Source organism: Nitratireductor sp. XY-223 (assembly GCF_004959855.1).
GTDB lineage: Bacteria > Pseudomonadota > Alphaproteobacteria > Rhizobiales > Rhizobiaceae > Hoeflea_A.
In genome coordinates this window covers 1-21,669 of the sequence record NZ_SPNT01000014.1, presented here as the reverse complement: position 1 = coordinate 21,669, position 21,669 = coordinate 1, and the positions used below count along the sequence as shown (strand labels likewise).

Below are 21,669 nucleotides of genomic sequence, written 5' to 3'. Positions count from 1 at the left end.
ATGCCGGTGCGATGGACTCAGGTGCCTTTGCGCAACCAACCAGGACAGCGAGTAAAACCAGCACAGCAGCAAATCTCAGCACAACAGATTCATGCATAATTCCAAGTCCCCTCGAGAACCGAGCCCCAACCGTTCACGGCGTCCCTTTCCAAACCCAAGGATTGTACTTGCCGATTGGTGGTATTCCTTCCCGCCCGCAAAAAAAATACAGAGCCGGCCGGCACCGCGAATAAGCCGGGCGCATGGAATACCTGATTTGGTTCAGCGCCCGGCACCACATCACAGTCCGATATTGCAGCCGCAATCAGCTTCAATCCGTTTGGGCGCCAGCCGTTCAAAAGCGCCGGCGTTGTAAGGACAAGCATACGACGGTCCGCCGCTTCAAAGGTATTGCCTGAAAATATGGGTTCGCACATCTTGACAGTCTCAAGGACCGCATGCCGACCTTCTATATTGAATGTGATTGTTGTATTTACTGCAGAAACTGTGTCGATGATGAGCTTTTGTCCGGTAATTTCGACGTAAAGATAAAGCTCACTTCGATGTACCACGGCCGCTTCGGTCAAACCAATTGAAGCCCCAACCTTACGTGCGGCCGGCCAGGGGTTCTTCATGAATTCCTTCCCGTGTAATCTCAGGATTTCTTCTTGCCTTGGAACGCCACCCTCAAGATAACGCTTCATGCCGCTTTCCGTTACGAAGTCCTGGACTTTATTCCGGCGATAGCGATCTTTGCACGAGAGGGGTTTCATTCCAGGCAGGGGTGCATTCCAACCCGGCAGAGCTTCGGCGAGCGGGTCGAGCCGAAACAATTCGCTTTCACGGTTTTGCGGTTGCCTCAGCGTCGCGGGTACGGCATACAGAATTTGACCATTGTGCCCCAACCATGGTCCTCGCAAACCGATTGATGAGATGCCTTCGCCAATCGGCCCCTCGCAGGCAATGGCCTCTCTCAGGCTCGTTCCAGAGCGGATCTGTTCAGTCACATTGTTTATGTCGATGCCAACCTGGCGACATATTGCAAATTGGATTGCGACAGAAAACAATTGGGGTGTCGAAAGCGCGCGTGCAATCAGGTGTTCATTTGTTTGGCCATCGGCGGCGTCGGCTTGCATGATACGAAGAAGCAAGCTTGATTTTTCCCGAGAACACCCGCTTTCAGAGTTGTTCATTAATGACCTCTTGCGATAAATTTCGCTCCCCGGCACAGCGCGATGTAGTTTTTACGCGCCTGTTTGTGCGTGACCCGGCGCCGGGTGATTTCAACCAGATAATCTTCCAGCCACTGACCTTTGCAACCAGCGGATTTTCCTGCGTCGGCGCCGCCAACGGGCCGATGAGTTCTGTCATTCGATGGATCAGACACAGTTGACCGTTTGGCGACTGGTTGCTTAGACCGGCCAAGATCAGTGCCCTCGGTGAAGTAGGAAGTCAGATTTGCAAACCAGTCCAAATGCGACCAGGGCAATGGAGCGGATGCCGGCGGTCCAGACGATTGGTTGAAAGAAACACAAACAAGGTCTTTGCCCATGTCCTTAGCCCATTTCTGCGCTTCACACGCCGTATAGATTGCTCTTCGAAGGTCATCCTTGTAATGCACGTAGGAAATTCCGGCCGAAATGGTTGCCCCTTTTTCCTTCCCGCCATATCTCCTACCGCCCGTTTTGAAACTTTCATGCAATTCGTTCACGCAGTTGACCGCACGCAACGCGGGCAGCAAAGCCAAAATTTCATCGCCGCGACTGAAGATTACGGCTCCATTATAGTGTTGAATGATTTGTGGCGCGGAAAGCGCGGTAAATTGTCCCAGGATCGCGGTCACTGCGTTGAATTGACACGGTCCTGCAGGGCGGGATGCGCGCAATAGCCCGTTGGAGTAATCTTGCCCGCCATGATTTTCGATCGCGGGATGCACAACATCATCAGGCCCGGGGGCCTTCCTTCCACATAACCAATCACCGGTATCATCTCCGTTCATTTTCAGAACCGCGAAGTGGGTTGGCGGTTGGCCATATTCGCGAATGGCTGCTTCGACTTTGTTTCTGAGACCGGGTGGCGGAACAACTTTGTGTCGCTGAGACCGGTGAAGCCGTGAGGATTTCCAATGTCCATATTCTCTTTCAAGTTCAGAGGGATCCATACCGGATTTTTGCAGCCAGTCCGCGGCTGCAATGGTGGCCGTATCGGGCATTCGCAAGTCTCGGGCCTCTACCCCAAATTCTGAAGCGAGAAACGCGGGGCCTGCAAATCGCCTTGTCAGCGCTATCGCACAAAGATGCTCGCCATCCAGCAGCCGTGTTCCGTTCACGCTCAGCTTACTCGAAGCCGCCGACCAGAACGCGTTCGACGCGCTGGCTTCGGCTGGCCCCATCTGCTCAAACGAACCGCACTGGCTGCATTTGGGTGATGAGCCATTTGAATTGCCGCCCACGGTCCGGGGTATGTGTCGTACTGCGCAATTTGCATCTACAACACGTTCCAAAATCTCCATGTGTGCCCGCCAGCGTCCTGCCGAAGCTTGCGCGTTGTATGAGCGGTGATCAGGGGGATTAGAGGTTGCAAGTGACCGGACTTCGGCGGCAGCCAGCCAGGCATCCCCGAAACACCGGCTGCCGACATGCCTTGCAATCACATCGTCGTCAAGTTCGCGTTCGAGTATTACCGTTGACGTAACATCCAGTACATTTTCGATCTGGTTTCGCCACGAACGGTCCCAGTCCTTGTATAATCCGGATAAATCTCGACCGATCTGATGCCGTACGTTTGCAGCCAAGAGGGTCCAAGCTTCACGTGCCGCGTGATCAGATAATGCAGCCAGTTCAGATGCAATCAATCTGTCCGGCCTGCACGGAACCAAGGCAAGAAACCGGTTTGGCAGCGATGGCATGCGGACCAATTGATCGTTAACCGTCGGAATCGCTTTAAGGTTCATGCGCTTATGCAACCAAATATCCATATATGGATTTTCGCGCAGTGAGGGAAACAATATTGAGGCAGGACCAAAACGATCGATTACAGGCTCCATGGCCTTGAATGCCAGCCACGACATTATGGCGTTACCCGCCCACAGATCTTGCACCGAACTGGCTGTTTCCGTAAACGGTTGCTGCATTTTTAGTGCGACGGACAAATATGCATAGCCATACATGCCCTGGCAGGTGCCTGCCAATAACCCGCTGGCGCTGTCAGCGCCTTCGACATTCGAATGATCTGGCATTCGTGCATCGGCAGGAAGATGCGAGACCCGATCGCCAGACTCACCGACAAGCGCGCTTGGCAAAATGCGCCAAAGCGCGAAAAACCGCTGCTTCGAAGTTTCCAGACCCTCAACTGTTCGTGAAATTACCTCGCATATGAATTTGCTTTTTACTTCAAGCTCATGTCCACTGAGGGTGTGTTCAGGTTGGAACAAACCGGTAGGACGGTCGCATTTGGGGCCTTCATCAGCCGACGGCAATGGCAACCATCCGCTAGCAGAAAACAGCCGATCCAAAGTCGAATTCACCGCTTCGATTTCGCCTTTGCTGACAGTTCTTCCCAGAGCCGCTGATATCTGACGCACGGCAAATTCCTCATCGCCCTTTTTGTGTGGCAAACTGTCTATGGGACCGCACAGATAGGCGATTATCAATTGCTCCCAGTCGACCAAAGGAACCGTTGTCAATTTGTTCGCCTCGTTTTTTGATGGCTTCGGCAAAAACCAGTGCCCTCAAGCTCGGGCCGCCTGCATTTTGCAGCAATCCAGCGCAAATATGATTATGAAATCTATAGTTATGTTTCGATGTCGATGTGGCGCCGGCGTGGCCCGGCGGTGCGCGCAGGAATTCGGCTTCTTTGGAAGCGCGCGATCAATCCGGGTTCGGCGACCTGTTTTTGATCCCGGCGGCCTCGGTCCGAACATCGCCATCATCAGCAAAACGGCATGAATTCGTTCACCGCGAAGCCAACCCTTTTGGGCCCCGTTTCAAACAGCCACGCTGCTCAGTTTGAGATATGGTGGCGGGCAATGCAGAAATGGCAGTGCGCCACGCCGTCATCTGCGCAACGTGAAGAAGTCTGGGAATGAAATCTATACGCTGAACATCCGCAAAGAACTGGTACCTTTGGGGAAAACGATGAGTGTGGCGCACGAACACCATGACATTGATGCAAATATCCAGGCGTGAGCTTTTGGCGGCTCTTTTTGCGGTCAACGGCTTTCATGCTCGTGCGGGTCCGAAACCGGCGAAGACCGTATTTATGGTATTGTGGCGCGGGGAAACCGAGGTCGAATCGGGTTTCCGGGAATATTTCGACCAGTTGGACTTACCGGTTGAAATATTGCCCCGCTCGTTAGATCGGCGGTCCGAACGTATTCCGCATGTTTTGGATGAAATCCGGGAGACCGGTCCCGATTTGGTTTATTGTTGGGGAACAACCGCGACGCTTGGGGTCGCCGGGCGTGATCCCGGACTGATGGAAGGGGTGAACGACTATCCGCCGCAGATCACCGATCGGCCGGTTGTCTTTACGATGGTATCACGGCCCGTAAAGTCACGCATTGTTAAGATGTTCGGGGCGTCAGGGCGCAACGTAACCGGCGTAAGTCATATTGTCCCGATCGAATCGCAGATCGAAGCAATGCGGAAATACATGCCCGTCGACAGGATCGCAATTATATTCACGCCCACGGAGGTGAATTCCGTGTCGGCGGTGGAGGAAATATCCGAGATCGGAGTTCGATTGAACATCCGTGTTTTCCGGTTTCCTGTCTCGTTGGACTCTGAAGGTTATCCAGATGCCGAAGCTTTGCCAGATCTTGTTGCCGCGGCTGCTGCAACCGGCTCCCAGGTTCTTTATCTTGGGCCGGACAGTTTCATCGGCCAGTACGCACCGCATGTGACCAAGCTGGCAAATGCGCACCGACTGCCATCCTTCGCATCCGCCGAGCGCATGCTCAAGGGCGCCGACGCTCTCTATGGTTTGGTGGCGCCGTACAGGAAGGTGGGGAGATTAACCGCAATTAAAGCCGAAAGTATACTTTTCGGTGGCGAGGATCCTTCTGATATACCGGTCGAGGTCCTTCCCGAGTTTTCCTATGTTATCCGGGCTGATGTTGCCCGTGGCTTGGGTATTTTTCCTGCTCTGTCAATTCTGGAATATGCCGAGCTCATAGAGCCCTGAGTGCTACGGATAGGGGCAGGAACACTGATGGAATGATCATAATGTCTCGATTTGCTGAATATATGTCAACAGCGCCAATGTGCTTTGTCGCCTGCGTATTTGGCGGTGACATCAAGTATTGTAGACGCATAACCGGTGGGTTTGACGGGATATTTCGACTTCATAGGCAACGCGGGGCACGCTGCTTGGATTCTGATGCAAAAGACCCTTGTGCATTGTAATGGTCACTCTGGGCGATCAGGACTTTACGCAATCGGCGATTAGGGTTGTTAACCGTCAGAAGCGCAGGAACGGCGTTCTCGTGCGTCGGGCAGGAATTGTAGATATTGCGTCCCTTATGGAACTTAATACAAGTTCGATCCGGTATTTGGGCAGTAAAGGTCTTTTCATGCCAATGCCAGAAGCGTTCTTTACCAGGATGGTTGCCGACGGCGTAGCCATTGTTTTGGAGAAAGAAGGGCGTGCTCTTGGGTATTCCGTTGCTGTTCCCGCAGGCAAATGCAACGAAGCATTTCTTCCAGTGACCTCTACCAGTCGGGCCGGATTATTGTTTGGCACTGCGCTTGATCCTGCTCTGCGTGGTCAAGGATGGCAGAAATCGCTAATTGATATTCGTGTTGAGATATTCAAGAATTCCGGATTTTCTGAAGTGCAGTCCACGGTGTCGCCATCAAACATTCCTTCTCTTATCAATCTTATCGATAGCGGCTTTCAAGTTTCCGGTCTGAAAACTATGCTGGACAATTATCCTCGGTTTCTGGTCCGCCATGACATTCATGGCGGAGAGAAAGGAGCGCGGAACTGCCGACGAAAATTGGTGCTGACACCTTCCGAAGGCCTATCTGACCACAAGTCCATTCTGAACGAGGGATTTGTCGGAATTCAGGTGATTAGAAGCCGGCCGATTGTTATCGTGTACGCCAAAAAAAAATGATCCTACGGATACGCAAGCAGCCAAGCCTGCGGTACAGCATCACCCTGACAGCGGGAACAGCACTAATATGCGTATCGATCGTCTTGATCGCTTATGCGGAAATCCGCAGTGCAACAAAGGCTCACCGGCAGCGGTTGGAAGTGCACAAAATTCACGTGGCCCTCATTGAAACCAGTTTAAACTTGAAACACGAGCAACTGGCTAACTTGGCAAAACGTGTTGTTTCCAATGCGCAGGTTGATGCCGCATTGTTCAACGGGGCCGAAAACTTGGAAACAGTGCTGGATATCGCTCGGGAAAACCTACCGGTCGCCCTGACGGTGACCGCAGTTTCCGGCGAGGTTCTGGCAACCTCCATCGACAGGTCCGTTACGATTGATGGGTCACTGTTTTCAGTTCCCGAATTTGCCAATGCGGGAACGCGTCTTTTGGTTGGTTCCGACGGTGCGCCCGCGCTGCTTCATCACGCCTTGATCAGGCGCGGTCAACGGGTTGTGGGACATGTTTGGGTTCTTTTGCCGATTGCCAACGTCACCACAGAACTCTTTTCTGACCTTGCCGGCCTGGCGTTCCGGGGTTCCGACAATGTCCTAATGCCTTTATCTGGGCATTTCCCGGTTGCGCGTTCCATTGAGCCTGGTGTGCGGACAGTTAGGTTTTCAGAGACGTTTGGAAAGCGTTTCGAGGCTTTGTTCGTTCCATTGCGGTTTGATGATGTATTTGCCGGCGAACTGGTTTTTCTTAAGGAGAATACCGCTGCTCTCGCCAGAGAGGAACTTTTTTCAACACTGGCGTATTTTACGGTTTTTGTAGTAATCCTGATTTCGCTTGGCCTCCTTGCACGCGCGCTCAGGCTCGGGTTCCGGCCGTTGGGGGCGATAGTGCAACTTCTCGAAGCGATGTCAGGTGGCAATACGGGATTGCGGTACCGACATGCCGGAACGCAATCTTTGCCGGTTTCCGGAAAAAGCGAAAACCAAAAGACCGCATCCGAGAATTCATCGCGAGTCGAAAGGCGTCCGCATCGTGAAATCAGCACATTGCTGAGTACCGTGGAGAGCGTCGGGGCTGCCATTGATGCAAACAACGCATTGATCGCAGTGCGAGAACAACTCGAAAATGCGAGGCGTATTCAGCAATCCCTACTTCCTGGTAGGTTCGATTTGCACCCAAGATTGGATGCATTTGGATACATGCGTCCGGCTCTGGATGTTGCGGGCGATTTTCTTGACATATTCAGACTTGACGATGCGCGGATTGCGGTGTTGGTCGCCGACGTTTCCGGTAAGGGTCTTGCGCCCGCCCTGTTCGCGGCCCAGGCCAGCGCCATATTACGAGCAAATTGCCATCAGACCCAAGAGCCGGAAGAAGTTGTCCGTCTGACGAATCAGGCTTTGTGCGAGCGTAATCCGGAAGATATGTTCTTAACCTGCATCTTGATGATAGTCGCTCCGGAAAGCGGGGCGGTTTACTTTGTCAATGCCGGGCATTGCCCTCCTGTGATTTTCCGGTTCGATGGGCAGGTCGAGCAGGCGGTGACCGACCCTGAACCCGTTCTTGGCGTCGCCCGCGAATTTACCTGGACCACGCACCGATTCGACTTAAAGGCCGGAGACCGGTTGCTTTTGTATAGTGACGGGTTTGACGAGGCGCACAAGGAGAACGGAGACATGCTTGGAACCGCAAGAGTGATAAAGATGTTTTCAGAAGCCTGTTCCTCCAACGATGTGTCGAGCAAACAGCTTGCAGACGGCCTGTTTGACGGTATAGCCGAGTTTGCGGCAGGTGCGCCGCAGGCTGACGATATCACGATTTTGACTATCAGATTGTTGAATTGAAATGACCCGCCATATCGCCAGCATCTGCGGGGGCAGATGTCCACCTGCAAAAATGGCCTAAAAGTGCTTCATTCGCCGAAAAGAAACAACTTCACGGTGCGGTAGTTTGTAGAACTCGCCGCGATGACGTAGCTTCTTCCAACGGTTTTTCCAGTATGTTTCGATACCATCATGGTCGTCGGTCTTGATTACGTGAACTTGCGTCGTTTCTTCGGCCGCTTGTATTCCTAGTTCTTTACTGCGACGGACCGGGTCGTTCGTCTTTCCCAGCTTGTGGTAGCGGCCTTGCTTCATGAGATAGACCCATCCGGTCATGGAGGGCGTAAGTTGTCTTCTTTCACGTGTCTTGGATCTTCCACGAAATATTTCAACTGTCCTGCCCTCAAAGCAACGTCGTTCCGCCCAATGAAGCACTGCCGTTGCGCGCTCATGTTCGGTCCCGAGTCGCTTTGTGATCGTCTGGCGTGCAGGGAAATTGGGATATTTGTCGCCTTCGATGCTCATGTCAGCCATAGACGGTTAAGTCTTAGAGTTGCTGGGAATTTGCAGGAGGTGCATCCTTTGAGGTGAATCATCTCAACCGGGTTCGGCCTGTGTGCCGGCCCACAACGGGAGGCACCTCCATGACCAGGAGACTACCAGCATCCGAGTGCACACGTGAAGCTCTGAATGACCTTATCGACGAACGCTTGCGCGTTGACAACGCCAGGAGCGAGCTTGTGAAGCTTGCGACGCGGCTGATCATTGAAGAAGGCCTTGAGGCCGAGGTTCGCGATGCTCTGGGCCGGGAATACTATGAGCACGGCGCCGGTCTGGGCGACGGTTATCGCAATGGCGTTCGGCGCGGCCGGCTGAAGACGGCGGAAGGGGCGATCGACTTTTCGGCGCCGCAGGTTGCCGGCACGGCCGCGCCGTTCCGTTCGGAGTTGCGTGCGCATCTGAAGGGTCATTCGGAAGCGTTGGAGGACCTGGCGGTCGAGATGCTGGCGCGCGGCCTTTCGGTGCGCGACATCGAGGCTGCCTTCAGGGACGAAGAGGGACGGCTGCTGTTGTCCAGAACGGCGGTGTCGGAGATCGGCGAGCGCTTGTGGGCGGATTACCAGGAGTTCGCCGGCCGCGATCTGTGCGAATATGACGTCGCCTATCTGTTCGTCGACGGCGTTGCCGAGCGCATCCGGCCGGGTCAGAAACGCGAGCCGGAGCTTGCGGCCTGGGGCTTTACCGGCGAAGGCCGCAAGGTTCTGCTGCATCTGATGGCCGGCTCGAAGGAAGACCACGAGACCGTCAGTGCATTCTTCCAGGATATGCGCGGCCGCAGCCTTGGCGATCCGCTGCTGGTGGTCTCGGACGGCGCGCCAGGCATTGTCAAGGCGATAGAGACCTGCTTCGTGCGCTCGGCGCGTCAACGCTGTCTGGCGCACCGCATGCGCAACTTGGCGGCCAAGGTTCCGGAGGATCTGTGGCCCGATTTCAAGGCCCGGGCCACAGCCGCCTATCATGCTCCCAGCCGTGCCATTGCCCGTGACCTGGCTGCCGGACTGGTGGCCGATTACGACAGGAAGCTGCCCAGCGCCGTTGCCTGCTTCATGGATGATTTCGAGGCCTGCATTGCACATCTGAGAATACCGGTCACCCATCGCCGGGCGGTCCGCACGACAAACCTGCTGGAAAGGCTGTTCGTCGAAGAGCGCCGGCGCTTGAAGATCATCCCCAACGCCTGGGGCGAAAAACCGGTGCTCAAACTGATGTTCGCCGCCATGACACGCGCTGCCGAGCGCTGGAAGGCAATCCGGATAACCGAATTCGAGCGCCGCCAGATGGCCGCCGTCAGGGCCGAGCTCGACAAGGAGTACGAGGCTCAGATCGGCCTCGGCAAACCCACCTCAAAGGAAAAGCACTCCGAAAAAATATCCAGCACTTCTCGGACTTGACCGCCATAGACGGAAACCGCCCCAACTCCTCAGCTAGCAAATAGAGCATTTCACAAAGCTGGTCCTCGGAAAACCTCGTCGGCGGGGAGTTTGCTTCAAGACCCGCTTCAGCAACAACATCGCCCCATTTTCGCCAACCGTGTTTCCCATGCCACTCATGACGCTGGATGCCTGTCTCGCGCTCAAAAGTCCCCTGTCCTGGTGTGGTGCCCGATCGGATCGCGAGGCTCTTAAGTGCATCAAGGATTTGGTTTTTTGTTCGCATTTCCACCTCGGTGCTATACGATCAGACCAAACCGAATTGCAATGGATACTGAGTGCATCCTGGAGTTGGCGTTAAGCTTCTTTGAAATATCAATTAAATAAGAATTCACTGTGTTTACGGACACACCCATCTCATTGGCAATCGCCTCACTCTTGAATCCATTTGCCACGAGTTGTAGGTACGATCGCTCCCGGCTTGAGAGATTGCTTTGCCGTGCGCTCTGCGCTCTGTCCAGCAAAAAAAGTTTCCTTACAATTTCACAGGTCCTTTGATGAACTTCAAAAATACTGTGATTGGAAATGTGCAGTTCCTGCCCGAAGAATAAACAGTAACCGGTCGCAATCCGTCCAAGCACGGCAGGAAACCCCAGTCCTGACACTTCGTACGAACCGGTTTTCAAAGGGTTCAGAAATAACCCGCGGGCACAAGTTTCGCCACTTCTACTTGACCAATTAAATGGCAGGAATGAGCGTCTCATGTGCAATGTGGCAGCATTATCCAGTGGTGATACATCTTTCACCATAGTACTATCGAGATTGCCGCAAATGAAATTAGGGCCACAACTCGAAGAAACACCCAGAAGGTTTACGCGACATACAAGAAACCCGCGGGCCTTAATTTCATTTTGCAACTCCCTCAATGCGATCTCCAATTCGATCGCGGTTTCCGATACCGCCTGTGCATTTTGCAACTGAAAACCATTCGCCGGAGCACTCCCGCTGGCACTGGCTGCTTCAGAGTTACCCATTGCACGCACCTTTTGAACAAGCTCATGGGGATTCATAACTATGATTTACGGACAACCATCGGAGTGATTGTTTCCATAGGCATGGTTTATCCGCTTTTCCGAACCGTGCCCCATCGGGTTTGCAAGCAGCTTCGCTTGTCGCAGAGTCCTGCCCCGTTGGGTGCCCTGTGGCGGAAATCATCGGCACAGCCTGTGTGTGTGTCCAGTCCGCTTTCGTTCCGCCCTTTCGCGGGTCCGGTCCGGCGCGTTTGCCTATTCATTCCATAGCCACATCCACCCCGGGGGGTACACTTTCACGCAAGGTATCCGGCACGCAAGGTATCCGGCACGCAAGGTATCCGGACACCGCCGGTTCACACGGTGCGGCACTGGGGCACTGGGCGCGGGCGGCAACCCCGGTTGCGGCCGCGGTTTCCGGTACACGACACGCGATCACGGGAGAGGAAACATGGCACGCGACGAAACAGTTTATGGCGGTAATGCTGCGGACACGCTCGTAGGAACTGAAGGCGCTGACAAGCTTTCCGGCGAAAACGGCAACGACAGGCTCTGGGGCGGCGGCGGCGCCGACACGCTGCGGGGCGGCAAGGGCAACGACAGGCTGAATGGCGGTACCGGCAATGACAGGCTGACGGGCGGCAGGGGCACCGACACCTTCGCGTTCGCGGCGGGAGACGGCAACGACACCATTGCCGATTTCGAGGACGGCGACACGATCAGCATCGACGGGGTTTCCGGCGGGTTCGCCGGGCTGGACATCGAGCAGGACGGCGACGATACCGTCATCCGCTACGGCACCCTCGGCGACAGCATCCGGCTGATGGGCGTGACGGCGTCAACGCTCGGCGCGGACGACTTCGCGCTGCCCGAGACGCAGCAGGCGCCCGGCAATGGCGACCGGGGCGTCCAGGGCGCCGGCGACAGGGACGGCGGCAACGACGGCGATACGCCCCTGCCCGGCACCCAGCGGCAGGCGCCCGGCGAGGCGCAGACTCAGACGACCGGTACGGGCGCACAGCAGCAGGCGCCGGACTTCAAAACGCAGCGCGGCACATCAGGCGACGACAGCCTCTACGGGGATGACGGCAAGGACCACCTTTACGGCGGCGACGGCGACGACAGCCTTAAAGGCGGCAAGGGCGACGACACGCTTTATGGCGAGGGCGGCAATGACAAACTTTATGGCGGATTGGGCACCGATACCATTTACGGTGGTGACGGAGACGACGAACTTTACGGTGACAATTGGTTCAGCGGCAGTGCCGACACGCTGAATGGCGGCAACGGCAATGACGTTTTGATGGGCGGCTACGGTGCCGACACGCTGAACGGCGGCGACGGCGACGATGTCCTTTGGGGCTACTCTATATTGTCGATCGTGGGGCAGGAAGACGATAGCGCCGACACGCTGAATGGCGGCAAGGGCGACGACACGCTGACAGGCGGCAGCGATGCCGACCGCTTCGTGTTCAACGCAGGGGACGGGAACGACACCATCACCGACTTCGAGGAGGGCGACACGATCGAGTTCAGAGGAGTTTCCGGCGGGTTTGCGGGGCTGACCATCAAGCAGGACGGTGCCGACACCGTCATCAGCTATGGCGACGGTAACAACGGCGGCACCGTCACCTTGCAAGGCGTGTCCGTGTCAACCCTTACCGATGCCGATTTCGAATTCCTCGCCTGAACGGCCGGCTGGACCTTCGGGAGGTTTGCGGGCGCCTGTGCCGCCGGCCCATGCGCTTCATTTTGCGGGTTGTGGCGGGAGCAAAGGTCCGGTCGGAAGCGGTGAAGGCGCGAATTGTGGCGCGCGGCATATGAAGAGCACAAAAAGCCGGGGGTCAATTGTTGGCGACCTTCTTCCGGCGGCGGTTCCCCGGGCTTCGCCCGGGATCTGAAAGTTCGGCTCAGCCCAATGATCTGGCGTCGCGATTTCGAGGCGTATTCCCGACGCCGCCGGCCGTGCCGGGGCAGCAGGCCCGGATAGGCGAACAGGCTGACACCGGATCCGGGTTCGGAGGTTCCTGGCGGACGTGCGGAACAGGCGTCGAGACAGCCTTTCAGGCCGCAAGGCGCTTCCGGGAGGATGACCGTGAAATCGATGGCGGCATCAGCCGGACCGGCCGGGATGTCACCCGGACCCGGTACGCGCCTTGCGGCTGCCATCTTGCGGCTGCCATGGCGACGGAGCACGGTCATTGCGGCAGGCCCTTCGGTCCGCTGCACGTGACCTGCGGATGTGAGGGCGGTTGCTGCTGAAACCGCGTGCTTCCGCGCTTTGGACTCCGCGGTTTGGACATGGCTCTCGCGGGCGTGCTTTGCGTATGTTCCGGCCGCGCCTTGAGCCTGATGCGGTATCCGCAGGGCCGCCGTCATGGCGAAGGACACGGCCGGTGCGCAGGCGGATGCCGCGCAAGAATCAAAACGATAGCCCGGCGAATGCGCTGCATGTGTCATTAACGAACCACGGTATGCGAATCGCAGGCGACACGCACATCGTCCGCGGGAAACCCCCAACATTCTCGAACGCCCGCGGATGACGATGTCAACACGTTCTGTGTTGCGCCCCTGTGCAATGGCCTGACGGTCCGGCGTATCGCGGTCCGGGAGCACGAGAGCTCCCGGGCCGGCTCTGTTCTGGTCCGGCTGGCGCCGGGAGCCTCGCGTTGAACGGCGCCGGTTTCGTCCCGGCGCCGGCCGCGCATACCGCAATCCCTTTCAATAGAGGCGTTCTGGCAATACAGGCGTGCCGGCGGCTTGATCCACACCCGGTTCGGCCCGCCATACGATGCCGCATAGTCTGCCGTGAAGGCACGATCCCAGTCTCTATTCATTCCATAGCCACATTCCTCGGGGCAACACTTCCCGTGACGCGAATGCGCCGCCGCTGTCCGGGCTGGCCGGCATCTTGGCGCGGCGCTGCTTTTCGCGGGCGGCAGCGGAGCGGATGAGACCCGAGCGAAGGAGCGGACGAGATGACCGGGAAGGCAACAGACGGGATGAGTGGGAATGCGCGACGCAGGCATCTTCCTTTCTCGATGGGCATGGCGATGGCGGCGGGCCATGGCCGCGATGCGCGCGCGCAGGTCGTGCCCGCGGACAGCCAGTGCACGATCTCGCAAGGCGGGACGGTCGTCAACTCCGACGGCAACACGGGCGCCGAAAGGCCCCGGGGCGACGTTACCGTTGTCGTCGACACAACCGATGGTCCGGGTGGGCAGTTCTCCATCGACACCACGGATGGCGGCGGCATCAAGGCCGAGTCCAAGCTCAGGGTCAGCGGCGGCAACAGCAATGCCTGGTCGGCTGCGGTGACGGTGACGGCGGAGGGAGACATCGCGACGAAGGGGACTGGTGCGCATGGCATTCACGTGTGGTCCACGGCCGTCGCCGCGGGGGGCGGCTCGACGACGGCGGGGGCCGTTGCGGTGACGCACGAAAGGGGCGGCACGATCACGACGACGGGGTCCGGTTCCGACGGGATCCTTGCCTCGTCCTCGGGCGATGGCGGTTCCGTGACGGTCGATGCGCGCGGGACGATCGCGGCGCGCCGCCACGGTATACACGCGGTGACTGGGAACACGGTGTCCGACAAGGGCGCGGTCCCCTGACGGTCGGCTCGAGCCAAAAATGGGACTTTAAAAAAGGGCAGACCGGCTCCGGGCGTTTGGCATCCTTGCGGCCCGGTTTCCGCGCGTCTGTTGCGGCACGCTTGCCTATTCGTTTCATAGCCGCATTCGCGGGGAGGTATGATACCCGAAGGTGACGACAAAATGCGGGAGGTGCATGAACGATGCGTGCGATGGCTTTCGCTGGCGCGGCCCGGTCACGAGGTTCCGGGACCGGCAACGCCTGAACCGGATGGGCCTTTCCGCCGCGCGGCTCCCTGACCGGGCAGATGGATGCAGTGTCGAGGAACAGAAGTCCTGACGCGACCAGACACCTGAGGAGGAAAGTTAAGTGGGATCATTTGGAATTGAAGCGCTCTTTACATTGTTGGTTTTCGTTGTGGCGCTGGCCGTGCTTGTCGGCCTGTTCATTCGAGTGGTGCGATGGATTTCAGGACCCGGACGCCAATGAGCCTGCCACGCGTGATGCGCCGTTCGATGATGCCGTGCCGCGGAACAGAATGGTTTGAGAGGCTCTCTACAGACAATTCTCATGCCGCCTGAAGTTTAAACATCCGTTCTTAAGCGATTATTTGGCAAGCAAGATAAGGGAGCTAAAGGCAGCCATGGTTACGTTTATTCCAAACCTACGAACCACAAAGGAAGCGGCTAATGATGTCGTGCAGGCGTATGTCGATACGCCCAATTTTGTCTATTCAGACTGGCTGAAGGCCGACGATAACGCGCCAATCGGAACTGTAGGCGACAAAAAAGAGGTCGGCATTGTCGGCGCCGGGCCGGCCGGATGCTGCGCCGCGTATGAACTTCGGAGATGCGGATACAACGTCATCTTATTTAACGATTCAAAGGACCATAATGGCGGACGTCTTTACAGCAAGCATTTTATGAAAAATGGCGCAAAGACAAATGATATCGCTGAAATGGGCGCTATGCGTTTTCCGCCAACCGAGGAAGTTTTGTACCATTACTTCTCAAGATTTGGAATAGAAACGGATGAGACTTTTCCCGATCCCGGTAAAGAACCCACCTGGGTTTCCTTTCAAGGCAAAGGAGTGGTCTGGATGGACCCCGAAACACCGCCGACAAAGGACTTCAACATTGTATCAAACGGCTTTAGAGCCCTCACTCAAAACGGGATAACGGATCACAACGGTGAAACGGTTCTACAATCCCCCGGATGGTTTAAGCAACGTCTCAGGCTTTCTGCCAACAACAGCAGTTTCCGTAACCAGGTAATTACGCAATGGCAAGCCTACATTAATGAATTTGAAAATGACAGCTGGTATAGCGGATTGCGCAAAATTTTCTCAAAAAACGCCGAATGGTCGATCCCCGGCAAAGAAGAATGGACGGATATGGATTTCACCAGATTTGGCGCGCTGGGAATAGGGTCTGGCGGCTTCGGCCCGCTGTACAATATCGGTTTCCTCTATATCTTCAGGCTTCTAACCAACGCGCTGGAAACCGATCAGCAATTCGTACGCGCCGGCATATCAACGCTGTGCGACGAATTCGTTAGCCTATTTGAGCAGGCCGGAGGTATATATTACGACAGATTGCATGTTGATGAAGTCAAATATGATGAACGTCAGGGTCGCCCCTATGTGACGTTTGGTAGCGAAAAGAAATATTTTGATGCAGTTATCGTCGCAACCAATACGCGGGCCATGGAAATGGGGTTGCGCCTTTCGCAATATCCGCCGGTCGGTCAGGCGCCAAACGCCACTGTAGTCACAGCTCCCGTCGCCGAGGCGATTAACCGTACCCATGTAATCTCATCCACAAAACTTTTCCTGCGAACCAGAAAATTCTGGCGCATCCCCGGTAATATACAAGGATGCAAATATCCCCGAAATCTTCTTTCCGATACCAAGGTTCCACAAGTTTATACGCTGGAATATGACGATAATACGGACCCGAGCAGCAGCGGCGTGGTGTTGCTGACATATACGTGGGAAGATGATGCGGTGAAGACACAGGCCCTCTCGGCGGTTGATCGTTACCATCTATTCGTGGAAACCGTACGGGAAATCACCGCTGACAGTCCTTTTCCTGATTATGCAGACCAGTTGAAGCCCTTTACCGGCAATCTTGACCAAGACCTTCAGTCCATCGACTGGCAGAGCACCGACAATCAGTTTGGCGCCTTCACTCTGGCACGCCCGGGGCAGGATCCCTTTGTGAACACGATGTTCAAGGATTTCACCAGAGCATCGTACGGGGTTACCAATACAGGCAAGATCTTTATCGCTGGCGACTGTGTCTCTTGGACGGGCGGATGGGCTGAAGGCGCATTGCAGACAGGGCTGAATGCAGCATCGGCAGTGATCAATGTTCTGGGCGGGGAACAGAAAATCGCCAAAAACCCGTCGAACGCTCTAGCCCAGCCGTTTTATAATTATTTTCCACTGTAAACGATCTGATCGGCAAATTGTACGGAAGCCGGCATGCATCCTTTCCATGCATGCCGGCTTTCCGTTTGTATGCAATCTTTGTATGGGGCTAAAGAATCAGTACAGCGAAAGAATCAATGACGAAGGTCAGCATATTCGGAACTCTCAGAAAGAAGGCGAGCGGATATCATATCCACGGCAGGGAGTTTTCCCGCGCCATTCAGGAAAAATATAATGGAGAAATCGAATTCATTGATTTTTTTAGATCTTCTCCAGACAGCATTGTTGAGCGGCTTTCTTCTGCAGACTATACGAAAGATGATATTGCTCTCCTTGTATGCCATCCCTCGGTTCTCAGCTACTTTCAATCCTGTGACGCCTATAAAATATGCTATGCGATATGGGAGTCGACGGTCATTCCCGACAATTGGTCCGATTTTCTGGCGATAGCCGACGAAATATGGACGCCGACGCAATGGGGGCGTCAGATTTTAATCCAGAACGCCATCGCGCCGGAAAAGATCATTGTCATCCCTGAAGGTGTGAACGGAGCTGTATTCAAGCCGGAAGGGAATGGCGTTCCTTTCCTGGAATCGATCAATGATTATAAATTTCTGCATGTAGGAAAGGCCGAACCCAGAAAGGCGACTTGCGAACTCCTCATGGCTTTTGATCAGGCTTTTACCCCCGACGACAATGTAAAATTGATCATCGCCTGCCATAATCGCAATATACCTGGTTTCTGCAGCGTCAAATTCATCGAAAATCTGACGCTCCGCAATCGGGAAAACGTCATTCCGGTGCAGCCATTGCTGGAACATCGCCTATTGGCGGATCTGTATCGATCCTGCGATGCTTTCATATATCCCTCGCGCGCGGAAGGGTGGGGGCTGCCGGCTTTGGAGGCGATGGCCTGCGGGCTGCCCCTGGCCATAACCCGTTACAGCGGTCAAACGGCCTATGTCACAGACCGGAACGCATTGCACATACCCTATGAGATTGAGCGGCTGAACGCCTTTGATCTGCCGCATTTTGAGCGAGAAGACGGCGATTATGGGGAATGGGCGTCACCGGACATCAACGCCCTTGCCGACATTATGAAGTATATGTTTGCAAACAAACGGCTGTTGAAAGAAAAGGCGTTAAGCGAGTCCGAATCCATACGCGAGAAGTGGGATTGGCGGCAAGGTGCCGTAATCGCTGTGCGGCGTCTGAACGAAATCAAATCTCAGTTGCGCGAAGCGATTGGACGCATATGAAACGCTGGACAGAGCCTTATGACAGTAGGAACTGTGCCATATGCTATGTTCCTGAAGCCTATGGCGTTCAAACAGAAAATATTCTCGGCCGACAGTCGGCCGGCCGAGAGTTTCTGGCTGCATTTGCGCGGCATTCGGGATGCAACGACTTTTTATGCGTCACCTCGGATGTCGACGCGCATCGCATATTCCGGGGTCAAATCGCCTCGTTCCGTGAAGCGCCTTTCACAACCTATGATATTAATGTAAACGATCTTTATAGCCTTCATCATGCCGGCACCGTATTTTGGCCGGATCCTTTGCTGGGACGGTTGGCCTGGATGCGCCGATCCTGGCGGGCGAGCGCCTATAGCCTTTGCGGTATCACGCACACCCTCTCTGAGGGCGAAGTCGTCGTCGGTTTGCAGAGCATTGTGACGGACCCGGTAGAGCCATGGGACGCAATTGTCTGCACTTCGCAGATCGCCAAAAAAACCGTTAAAAGTATCATGGAGGACTGGGCCCACTATTATGAGGATCGTTTCAACGCCAAGATTGAGCCGGATTTTCAGACGCCCGTTATCCCGATCGGCGTCGACTTGCCGCGATTTGAAAAAACGTCCTCAAAAGTTGAAGGCGGGCGCTCTTTGCGGAGCAGGCTGTGTATTCCAGACGACGCCGTTGTCGGGCTTTATTTCGGGCGCCTGAATTTTCTGTCGAAATCGCACCCCACGCCAATGTTCATGGCCTTTGAAGAGGCGGCGCAGCGTTTGGGCGACACGCCAGTCCACCTTATCATTGTCGGGCAGTTCAATAATTCCATCCTGAAGCAGGAATACGAGGATCTTGCTGGAAAGTTCTGCGCCAGAGCAAAAATTCACTGGTTGAACGGAAATGACCCGTTTGATTCCCGTGACTGTTGGTATGCGGCAGATTACTTTATCTCTCTTTCCGATAATATGCAGGAAACCTTCGGTATGACGGTTGTCGAGGCGATGGCCGCAGGTTTGCCCTGTATCGTGAGCGAATGGAGCGCCCTTAAGGAAAATATCGCCGACGCCAGGACAGGTTATGTGATCCCCACGACGATGCCGCCGCAAACCGTCGGAGCAGGACATGTCAGGCGGTCAATTTTTCAAATTGACAGTTTTTCCGATACGGTTGCTTCACTCAGCCAAACGGTTGGTGTTGATATAAGAATATGCGCCGCCGCCATTGAGCAGATGATTGCCGATAAAGACAAACGAGATGAGATGGGCCGGCAGGCGCGCCATGACGCCGAGCAGCGCTTTGACTGGGCTAAAATCATCAGAGAATATCAGGATCTGTGGAAAAACCTGGAAGACATACGTCAAGAAGCTTTTCGGTCGAGCAACATAGCGAAAGTTTCCTATCCGGGTCAACTCAATCCTTTTGTCGTTTACGGCGACTTTGCAAATCACCATATTTCGGACAACGCTCAAATTATCTGGGTCAATGAGAATGCCGAAGATTTGCTGGATACATTATGGCAAAACATTTCTCATCTCACTATTGCCTTTTCGCTTTTGCCACTAAAAGAGATAAGGAAACTTATTACTGCGCTCGCGGAAGACGTTCCCATTAATCTTGGCGCCGTCGCCGACCGCCACCCGTTATGGGACAAAGAAAAGCTCTGTTTTTCACTCTGCTGGATGCTCAAATACAATCTGGTCGGTATAGGAAACGACCTGAGTTATGAACCCCATGCTTGGACCGTTGCCGGTTAGAATTTTCCGGTGAAGTCTCAGAATTGCAGGGAGTTTGCAGGAGGTGCATCCACTGCTGGTGCCTGGCGTTCACGATGACGCGATGCGGGCGGTGCGGTGCTGGAAGGTGCGGCGCCGGGCGCTCTTCCAGTCCGCCGAACAGAGCAGGCCCGTCAGGGCGGCGGCGGCGGGGGTGCGTTCGGTTGCCGCGGGCGCGTAGAGGCATACGCTTCGTTTCAGCTTCATGCCGCTGACCGCGACCGTCCGGATCCCGCGGCCGGCGCCGACGCTTTCGGGAATGACGCATGCCCCCAGGCCGGCGCTGATGAACGCGATCGCATCCTTGTCCTGCCTGACATGGCAAGCCTTGCCGGGATCGATGCCGGCCCTGTCGAACAGGTCGGCGATGTCCGGATGGTTCTCGCAATAGGGCCGGATCATGAGCGGAACGTCGCGCAGCTGCGAAAGTTCGATGGCCTGTCCGGCGCAGGGGTGGCATTCGCTGACGGCCAGTACGAAGTCCTCATCGAACAGCGCAAGCCTGTGCATACGCCGCCGGTCCGCGCCGAGCGGTCCCGCGATGGCCAGTTCCGCCTCACCCTTCTCGAGCCGGTCGACGATTTCGGCGGCGGTGCCCCTGAGGTAGCCGATCTCGAGCGCGGGAAACTTGCGGTTCAAGGCCATGAGGTGCCCTGCAAGCAGGTCCATGGAGACCGTGTGCGAAATCGCCAGCCTCAACGGCGCCTGTTCGCCGCGCAACCGCCTTTCGGCCAGGGCCTTGGCGTCGAGGGCGCTGGCGTGACACCGCTTCAGGAGCGGCAGCATCGAGCGGCCGAGTTCGGTCAGGTGCGTATGCGAGCGCTCCCTGCAAAGCAGGGCGCCGCCCAGTTCCTCCTCCAGCTCCCTGATGGCCCGCGTCAGGCTCGGCTGTCTCACGCGGCATTGTTGCGCGGCCCGCGTGAAATTCAGCGTCTCGGCAACGGCCAGAAAATATCTTACACAATGCATGCGCATCGCGCGGTCCCGCGGATCAGTCCGACACGCGGGACTGTTCGGCAATGAACAACAGGCCGGTGGCCCGCCGCCGCCTGCCGAGCGGCGCCCGTGCCGGGTCGGACCGGCACCCCCGGCCTTGCGCAAGGGCGGCCTTTGCCGCGCCTTTGCGGGCCGGGACGTATACGAAGCCGTCCCTTGCGCCGTTGAAGACCATCGTCGTGCCGGTCAGTGCCATCGCCCCGTTTCCTTCTGCCTTCACAAACCCGTTGCCGGAACGGCCCGGTATCCGTCGACGCCGCGCGGTCCTTTTCGGCCGAGCCGCGGACATCGCGTCACAGGCACAGCGTGCATCACGATTGTTGCAATTTCGAGGCATATTCCCGCCACCGCTCAATGCCCAGCGGATGATATTCGCCTGCGGGGTTTGAGGTCTCTGTTCCTTGCGGATGACGTCGGGATCGCGGTCGGTTTGACACGGGTCGGTGTGCGGGGCCTCATAGGGGCGTCGGGATCATGCTGCCGGCAGGGTTCGTTTGCCGGGCGGGACTTGCGGGTCTTGAAGGGCCGCGTTGCTGTTGCGCGTCGGATCTGTTGCCTGAATGACACAGTGACTGTTTTCCTGTTGGGTGTGGTGTCTGTTCCGGGGCGTTTGCGGCGTTTGCCTATGGTTTCGTTTCGCCCTTTCGCGGGTCTGGCGGAGGTGTGGCGGGCCGTACGGGCGGTCCGCGGCGGGTGTGTCTGCGGTGTTGCGGCGGATCTGTTGTCCGGTCTGCTGGCGGATTGCGCCCGGCGGGCGGTGCCGCGTGT

15 protein-coding genes are annotated in these 21,669 nt (G+C 56.1%); 9 read left to right on the top strand and 6 right to left on the bottom strand.

What is annotated here, in order from left to right:
• Positions 1-89: 89 nt before the first annotated feature.
• Together E4M07_RS25765 and cas10 are read right to left on the bottom strand one after the other, a co-directional pair.
• Positions 90-1,172 (bottom strand): type III-B CRISPR module-associated Cmr3 family protein, encoded by a 1,083-nt coding sequence (locus E4M07_RS25765; protein ID WP_136661300.1) that lies wholly within the window; start codon positions 1,170-1,172, stop codon positions 90-92.
• On the bottom strand, positions 1,172-3,697 hold the full coding sequence (gene cas10 / locus E4M07_RS25760; protein WP_136661299.1) for a type III-B CRISPR-associated protein Cas10/Cmr2: 2,526 nt from the start codon (positions 3,695-3,697) through the stop codon (positions 1,172-1,174). Before cas10 ends, E4M07_RS25765 begins: the two co-directional genes overlap by 1 nt.
• A gap of 422 nt (positions 3,698-4,119) precedes the next feature.
• Here cas10 and E4M07_RS25755 point away from each other — a divergent pair, with 422 nt between their 5' ends.
• From E4M07_RS25755 to E4M07_RS25745, 3 genes are all read left to right on the top strand, one after another.
• Positions 4,120-5,163 (top strand): ABC transporter substrate-binding protein, encoded by a 1,044-nt coding sequence (locus tag E4M07_RS25755; RefSeq protein WP_136661298.1) that lies wholly within the window; start codon positions 4,120-4,122, stop codon positions 5,161-5,163.
• A 220-nt stretch (positions 5,164-5,383) separates the two neighbouring features.
• Positions 5,384-6,097, top strand: a complete 714-nt coding sequence (locus tag E4M07_RS25750) for a hypothetical protein (protein ID WP_136661297.1) — start codon at positions 5,384-5,386, stop codon at positions 6,095-6,097.
• Positions 6,094-7,935, top strand: coding sequence for a PP2C family protein-serine/threonine phosphatase (locus E4M07_RS25745; protein ID WP_136661296.1), 1,842 nt, complete (start codon positions 6,094-6,096; stop codon positions 7,933-7,935). Before E4M07_RS25750 ends, E4M07_RS25745 begins: the two co-directional genes overlap by 4 nt.
• A gap of 57 nt (positions 7,936-7,992) precedes the next feature.
• Here the strand turns inward: E4M07_RS25745 and E4M07_RS25740 are convergent, their stop codons facing one another.
• On the bottom strand, positions 7,993-8,448 hold the full coding sequence (locus E4M07_RS25740) for a GIY-YIG nuclease family protein (RefSeq protein WP_136661295.1): 456 nt from the start codon (positions 8,446-8,448) through the stop codon (positions 7,993-7,995).
• Between the two features lie 110 nt (positions 8,449-8,558).
• Between E4M07_RS25740 and E4M07_RS25735 the strand changes: the two genes are divergently transcribed.
• Positions 8,559-9,866 (top strand): IS256 family transposase, encoded by a 1,308-nt coding sequence (locus E4M07_RS25735; protein WP_136661294.1) that lies wholly within the window; start codon positions 8,559-8,561, stop codon positions 9,864-9,866.
• Positions 9,867-10,144: 278 nt separating this feature from the next.
• On the opposite strand, the gene E4M07_RS25730 is transcribed toward E4M07_RS25735, so the two are convergent.
• Entirely contained in the window at positions 10,145-10,879 is a 735-nt protein-coding gene (locus tag E4M07_RS25730; RefSeq protein WP_169054397.1) for a helix-turn-helix domain-containing protein, read from the bottom strand.
• A gap of 448 nt (positions 10,880-11,327) precedes the next feature.
• Here E4M07_RS25730 and E4M07_RS25725 point away from each other — a divergent pair, with 448 nt between their 5' ends.
• The 5 genes from E4M07_RS25725 to E4M07_RS25705 all read left to right on the top strand — a co-directional run bounded on the left by E4M07_RS25725 (position 11,328) and on the right by E4M07_RS25705 (position 19,887).
• Positions 11,328-12,566 (top strand): calcium-binding protein, encoded by a 1,239-nt coding sequence (locus tag E4M07_RS25725; RefSeq protein ID WP_136661292.1) that lies wholly within the window; start codon positions 11,328-11,330, stop codon positions 12,564-12,566.
• A gap of 1,288 nt (positions 12,567-13,854) precedes the next feature.
• Positions 13,855-14,490 (top strand): hypothetical protein, encoded by a 636-nt coding sequence (locus E4M07_RS25720; protein WP_136661291.1) that lies wholly within the window; start codon positions 13,855-13,857, stop codon positions 14,488-14,490.
• Positions 14,491-15,113: 623 nt separating this feature from the next.
• Complete coding sequence (locus E4M07_RS25715; RefSeq protein ID WP_136661290.1) at positions 15,114-16,922, top strand: NAD(P)/FAD-dependent oxidoreductase; 1,809 nt, start codon at positions 15,114-15,116, stop codon at positions 16,920-16,922.
• A gap of 116 nt (positions 16,923-17,038) precedes the next feature.
• Positions 17,039-18,160 carry a glycosyltransferase family 4 protein gene (locus E4M07_RS25710; protein ID WP_136661289.1) on the top strand — a complete coding sequence of 374 codons (1,122 nt, stop codon included), beginning with the start codon at positions 17,039-17,041 and terminating at the stop codon, positions 18,158-18,160.
• On the top strand, positions 18,157-19,887 hold the full coding sequence (locus E4M07_RS25705) for a glycosyltransferase family 4 protein (protein WP_169054396.1): 1,731 nt from the start codon (positions 18,157-18,159) through the stop codon (positions 19,885-19,887). Before E4M07_RS25710 ends, E4M07_RS25705 begins: the two co-directional genes overlap by 4 nt.
• A 69-nt stretch (positions 19,888-19,956) precedes the next feature.
• On the opposite strand, the gene E4M07_RS25700 is transcribed toward E4M07_RS25705, so the two are convergent.
• Positions 19,957-20,874, bottom strand: coding sequence for a LysR family transcriptional regulator (locus E4M07_RS25700; RefSeq protein WP_169054395.1), 918 nt, complete (start codon positions 20,872-20,874; stop codon positions 19,957-19,959).
• 22 nt (positions 20,875-20,896) lie between these two features.
• The gene (locus E4M07_RS25695; RefSeq protein ID WP_136661286.1) at positions 20,897-21,097 is read right to left on the bottom strand and encodes a hypothetical protein; all 201 of its coding nucleotides are present in this window, start codon (positions 21,095-21,097) and stop codon (positions 20,897-20,899) included.
• Between the last annotated feature and the right edge of the window lie 572 nt (positions 21,098-21,669).

Bases quoted from the DNA above. Each gene is read 5' to 3' on its own strand.
- E4M07_RS25720 (WP_136661291.1), top strand. From the start codon at position 13,855: ATGACCGGGAAGGCAACAGACGGGATGAGTGGGAATGCGCGACGCAGG.
- E4M07_RS25725 (WP_136661292.1), top strand. From the start codon at position 11,328: ATGGCACGCGACGAAACAGTTTATGGCGGTAATGCTGCGGACACGCTC.
- E4M07_RS25695 (WP_136661286.1), bottom strand. From the start codon at position 21,097: ATGGCACTGACCGGCACGACGATGGTCTTCAACGGCGCAAGGGACGGC.
- E4M07_RS25730 (WP_169054397.1), bottom strand. From the start codon at position 10,879: ATGGGTAACTCTGAAGCAGCCAGTGCCAGCGGGAGTGCTCCGGCGAAT.
- E4M07_RS25715 (WP_136661290.1), top strand. From the start codon at position 15,114: ATGGTTACGTTTATTCCAAACCTACGAACCACAAAGGAAGCGGCTAAT.
- E4M07_RS25710 (WP_136661289.1), top strand. From the start codon at position 17,039: ATGACGAAGGTCAGCATATTCGGAACTCTCAGAAAGAAGGCGAGCGGA.
- E4M07_RS25750 (WP_136661297.1), top strand. From the start codon at position 5,384: ATGGTCACTCTGGGCGATCAGGACTTTACGCAATCGGCGATTAGGGTT.
- E4M07_RS25735 (WP_136661294.1), top strand. From the start codon at position 8,559: ATGACCAGGAGACTACCAGCATCCGAGTGCACACGTGAAGCTCTGAAT.
- E4M07_RS25700 (WP_169054395.1), bottom strand. From the start codon at position 20,874: ATGCATTGTGTAAGATATTTTCTGGCCGTTGCCGAGACGCTGAATTTC.
- E4M07_RS25740 (WP_136661295.1), bottom strand. From the start codon at position 8,448: ATGGCTGACATGAGCATCGAAGGCGACAAATATCCCAATTTCCCTGCA.
- E4M07_RS25765 (WP_136661300.1), bottom strand. From the start codon at position 1,172: ATGAACAACTCTGAAAGCGGGTGTTCTCGGGAAAAATCAAGCTTGCTT.
- E4M07_RS25745 (WP_136661296.1), top strand. From the start codon at position 6,094: ATGATCCTACGGATACGCAAGCAGCCAAGCCTGCGGTACAGCATCACC.
- E4M07_RS25705 (WP_169054396.1), top strand. From the start codon at position 18,157: ATGAAACGCTGGACAGAGCCTTATGACAGTAGGAACTGTGCCATATGC.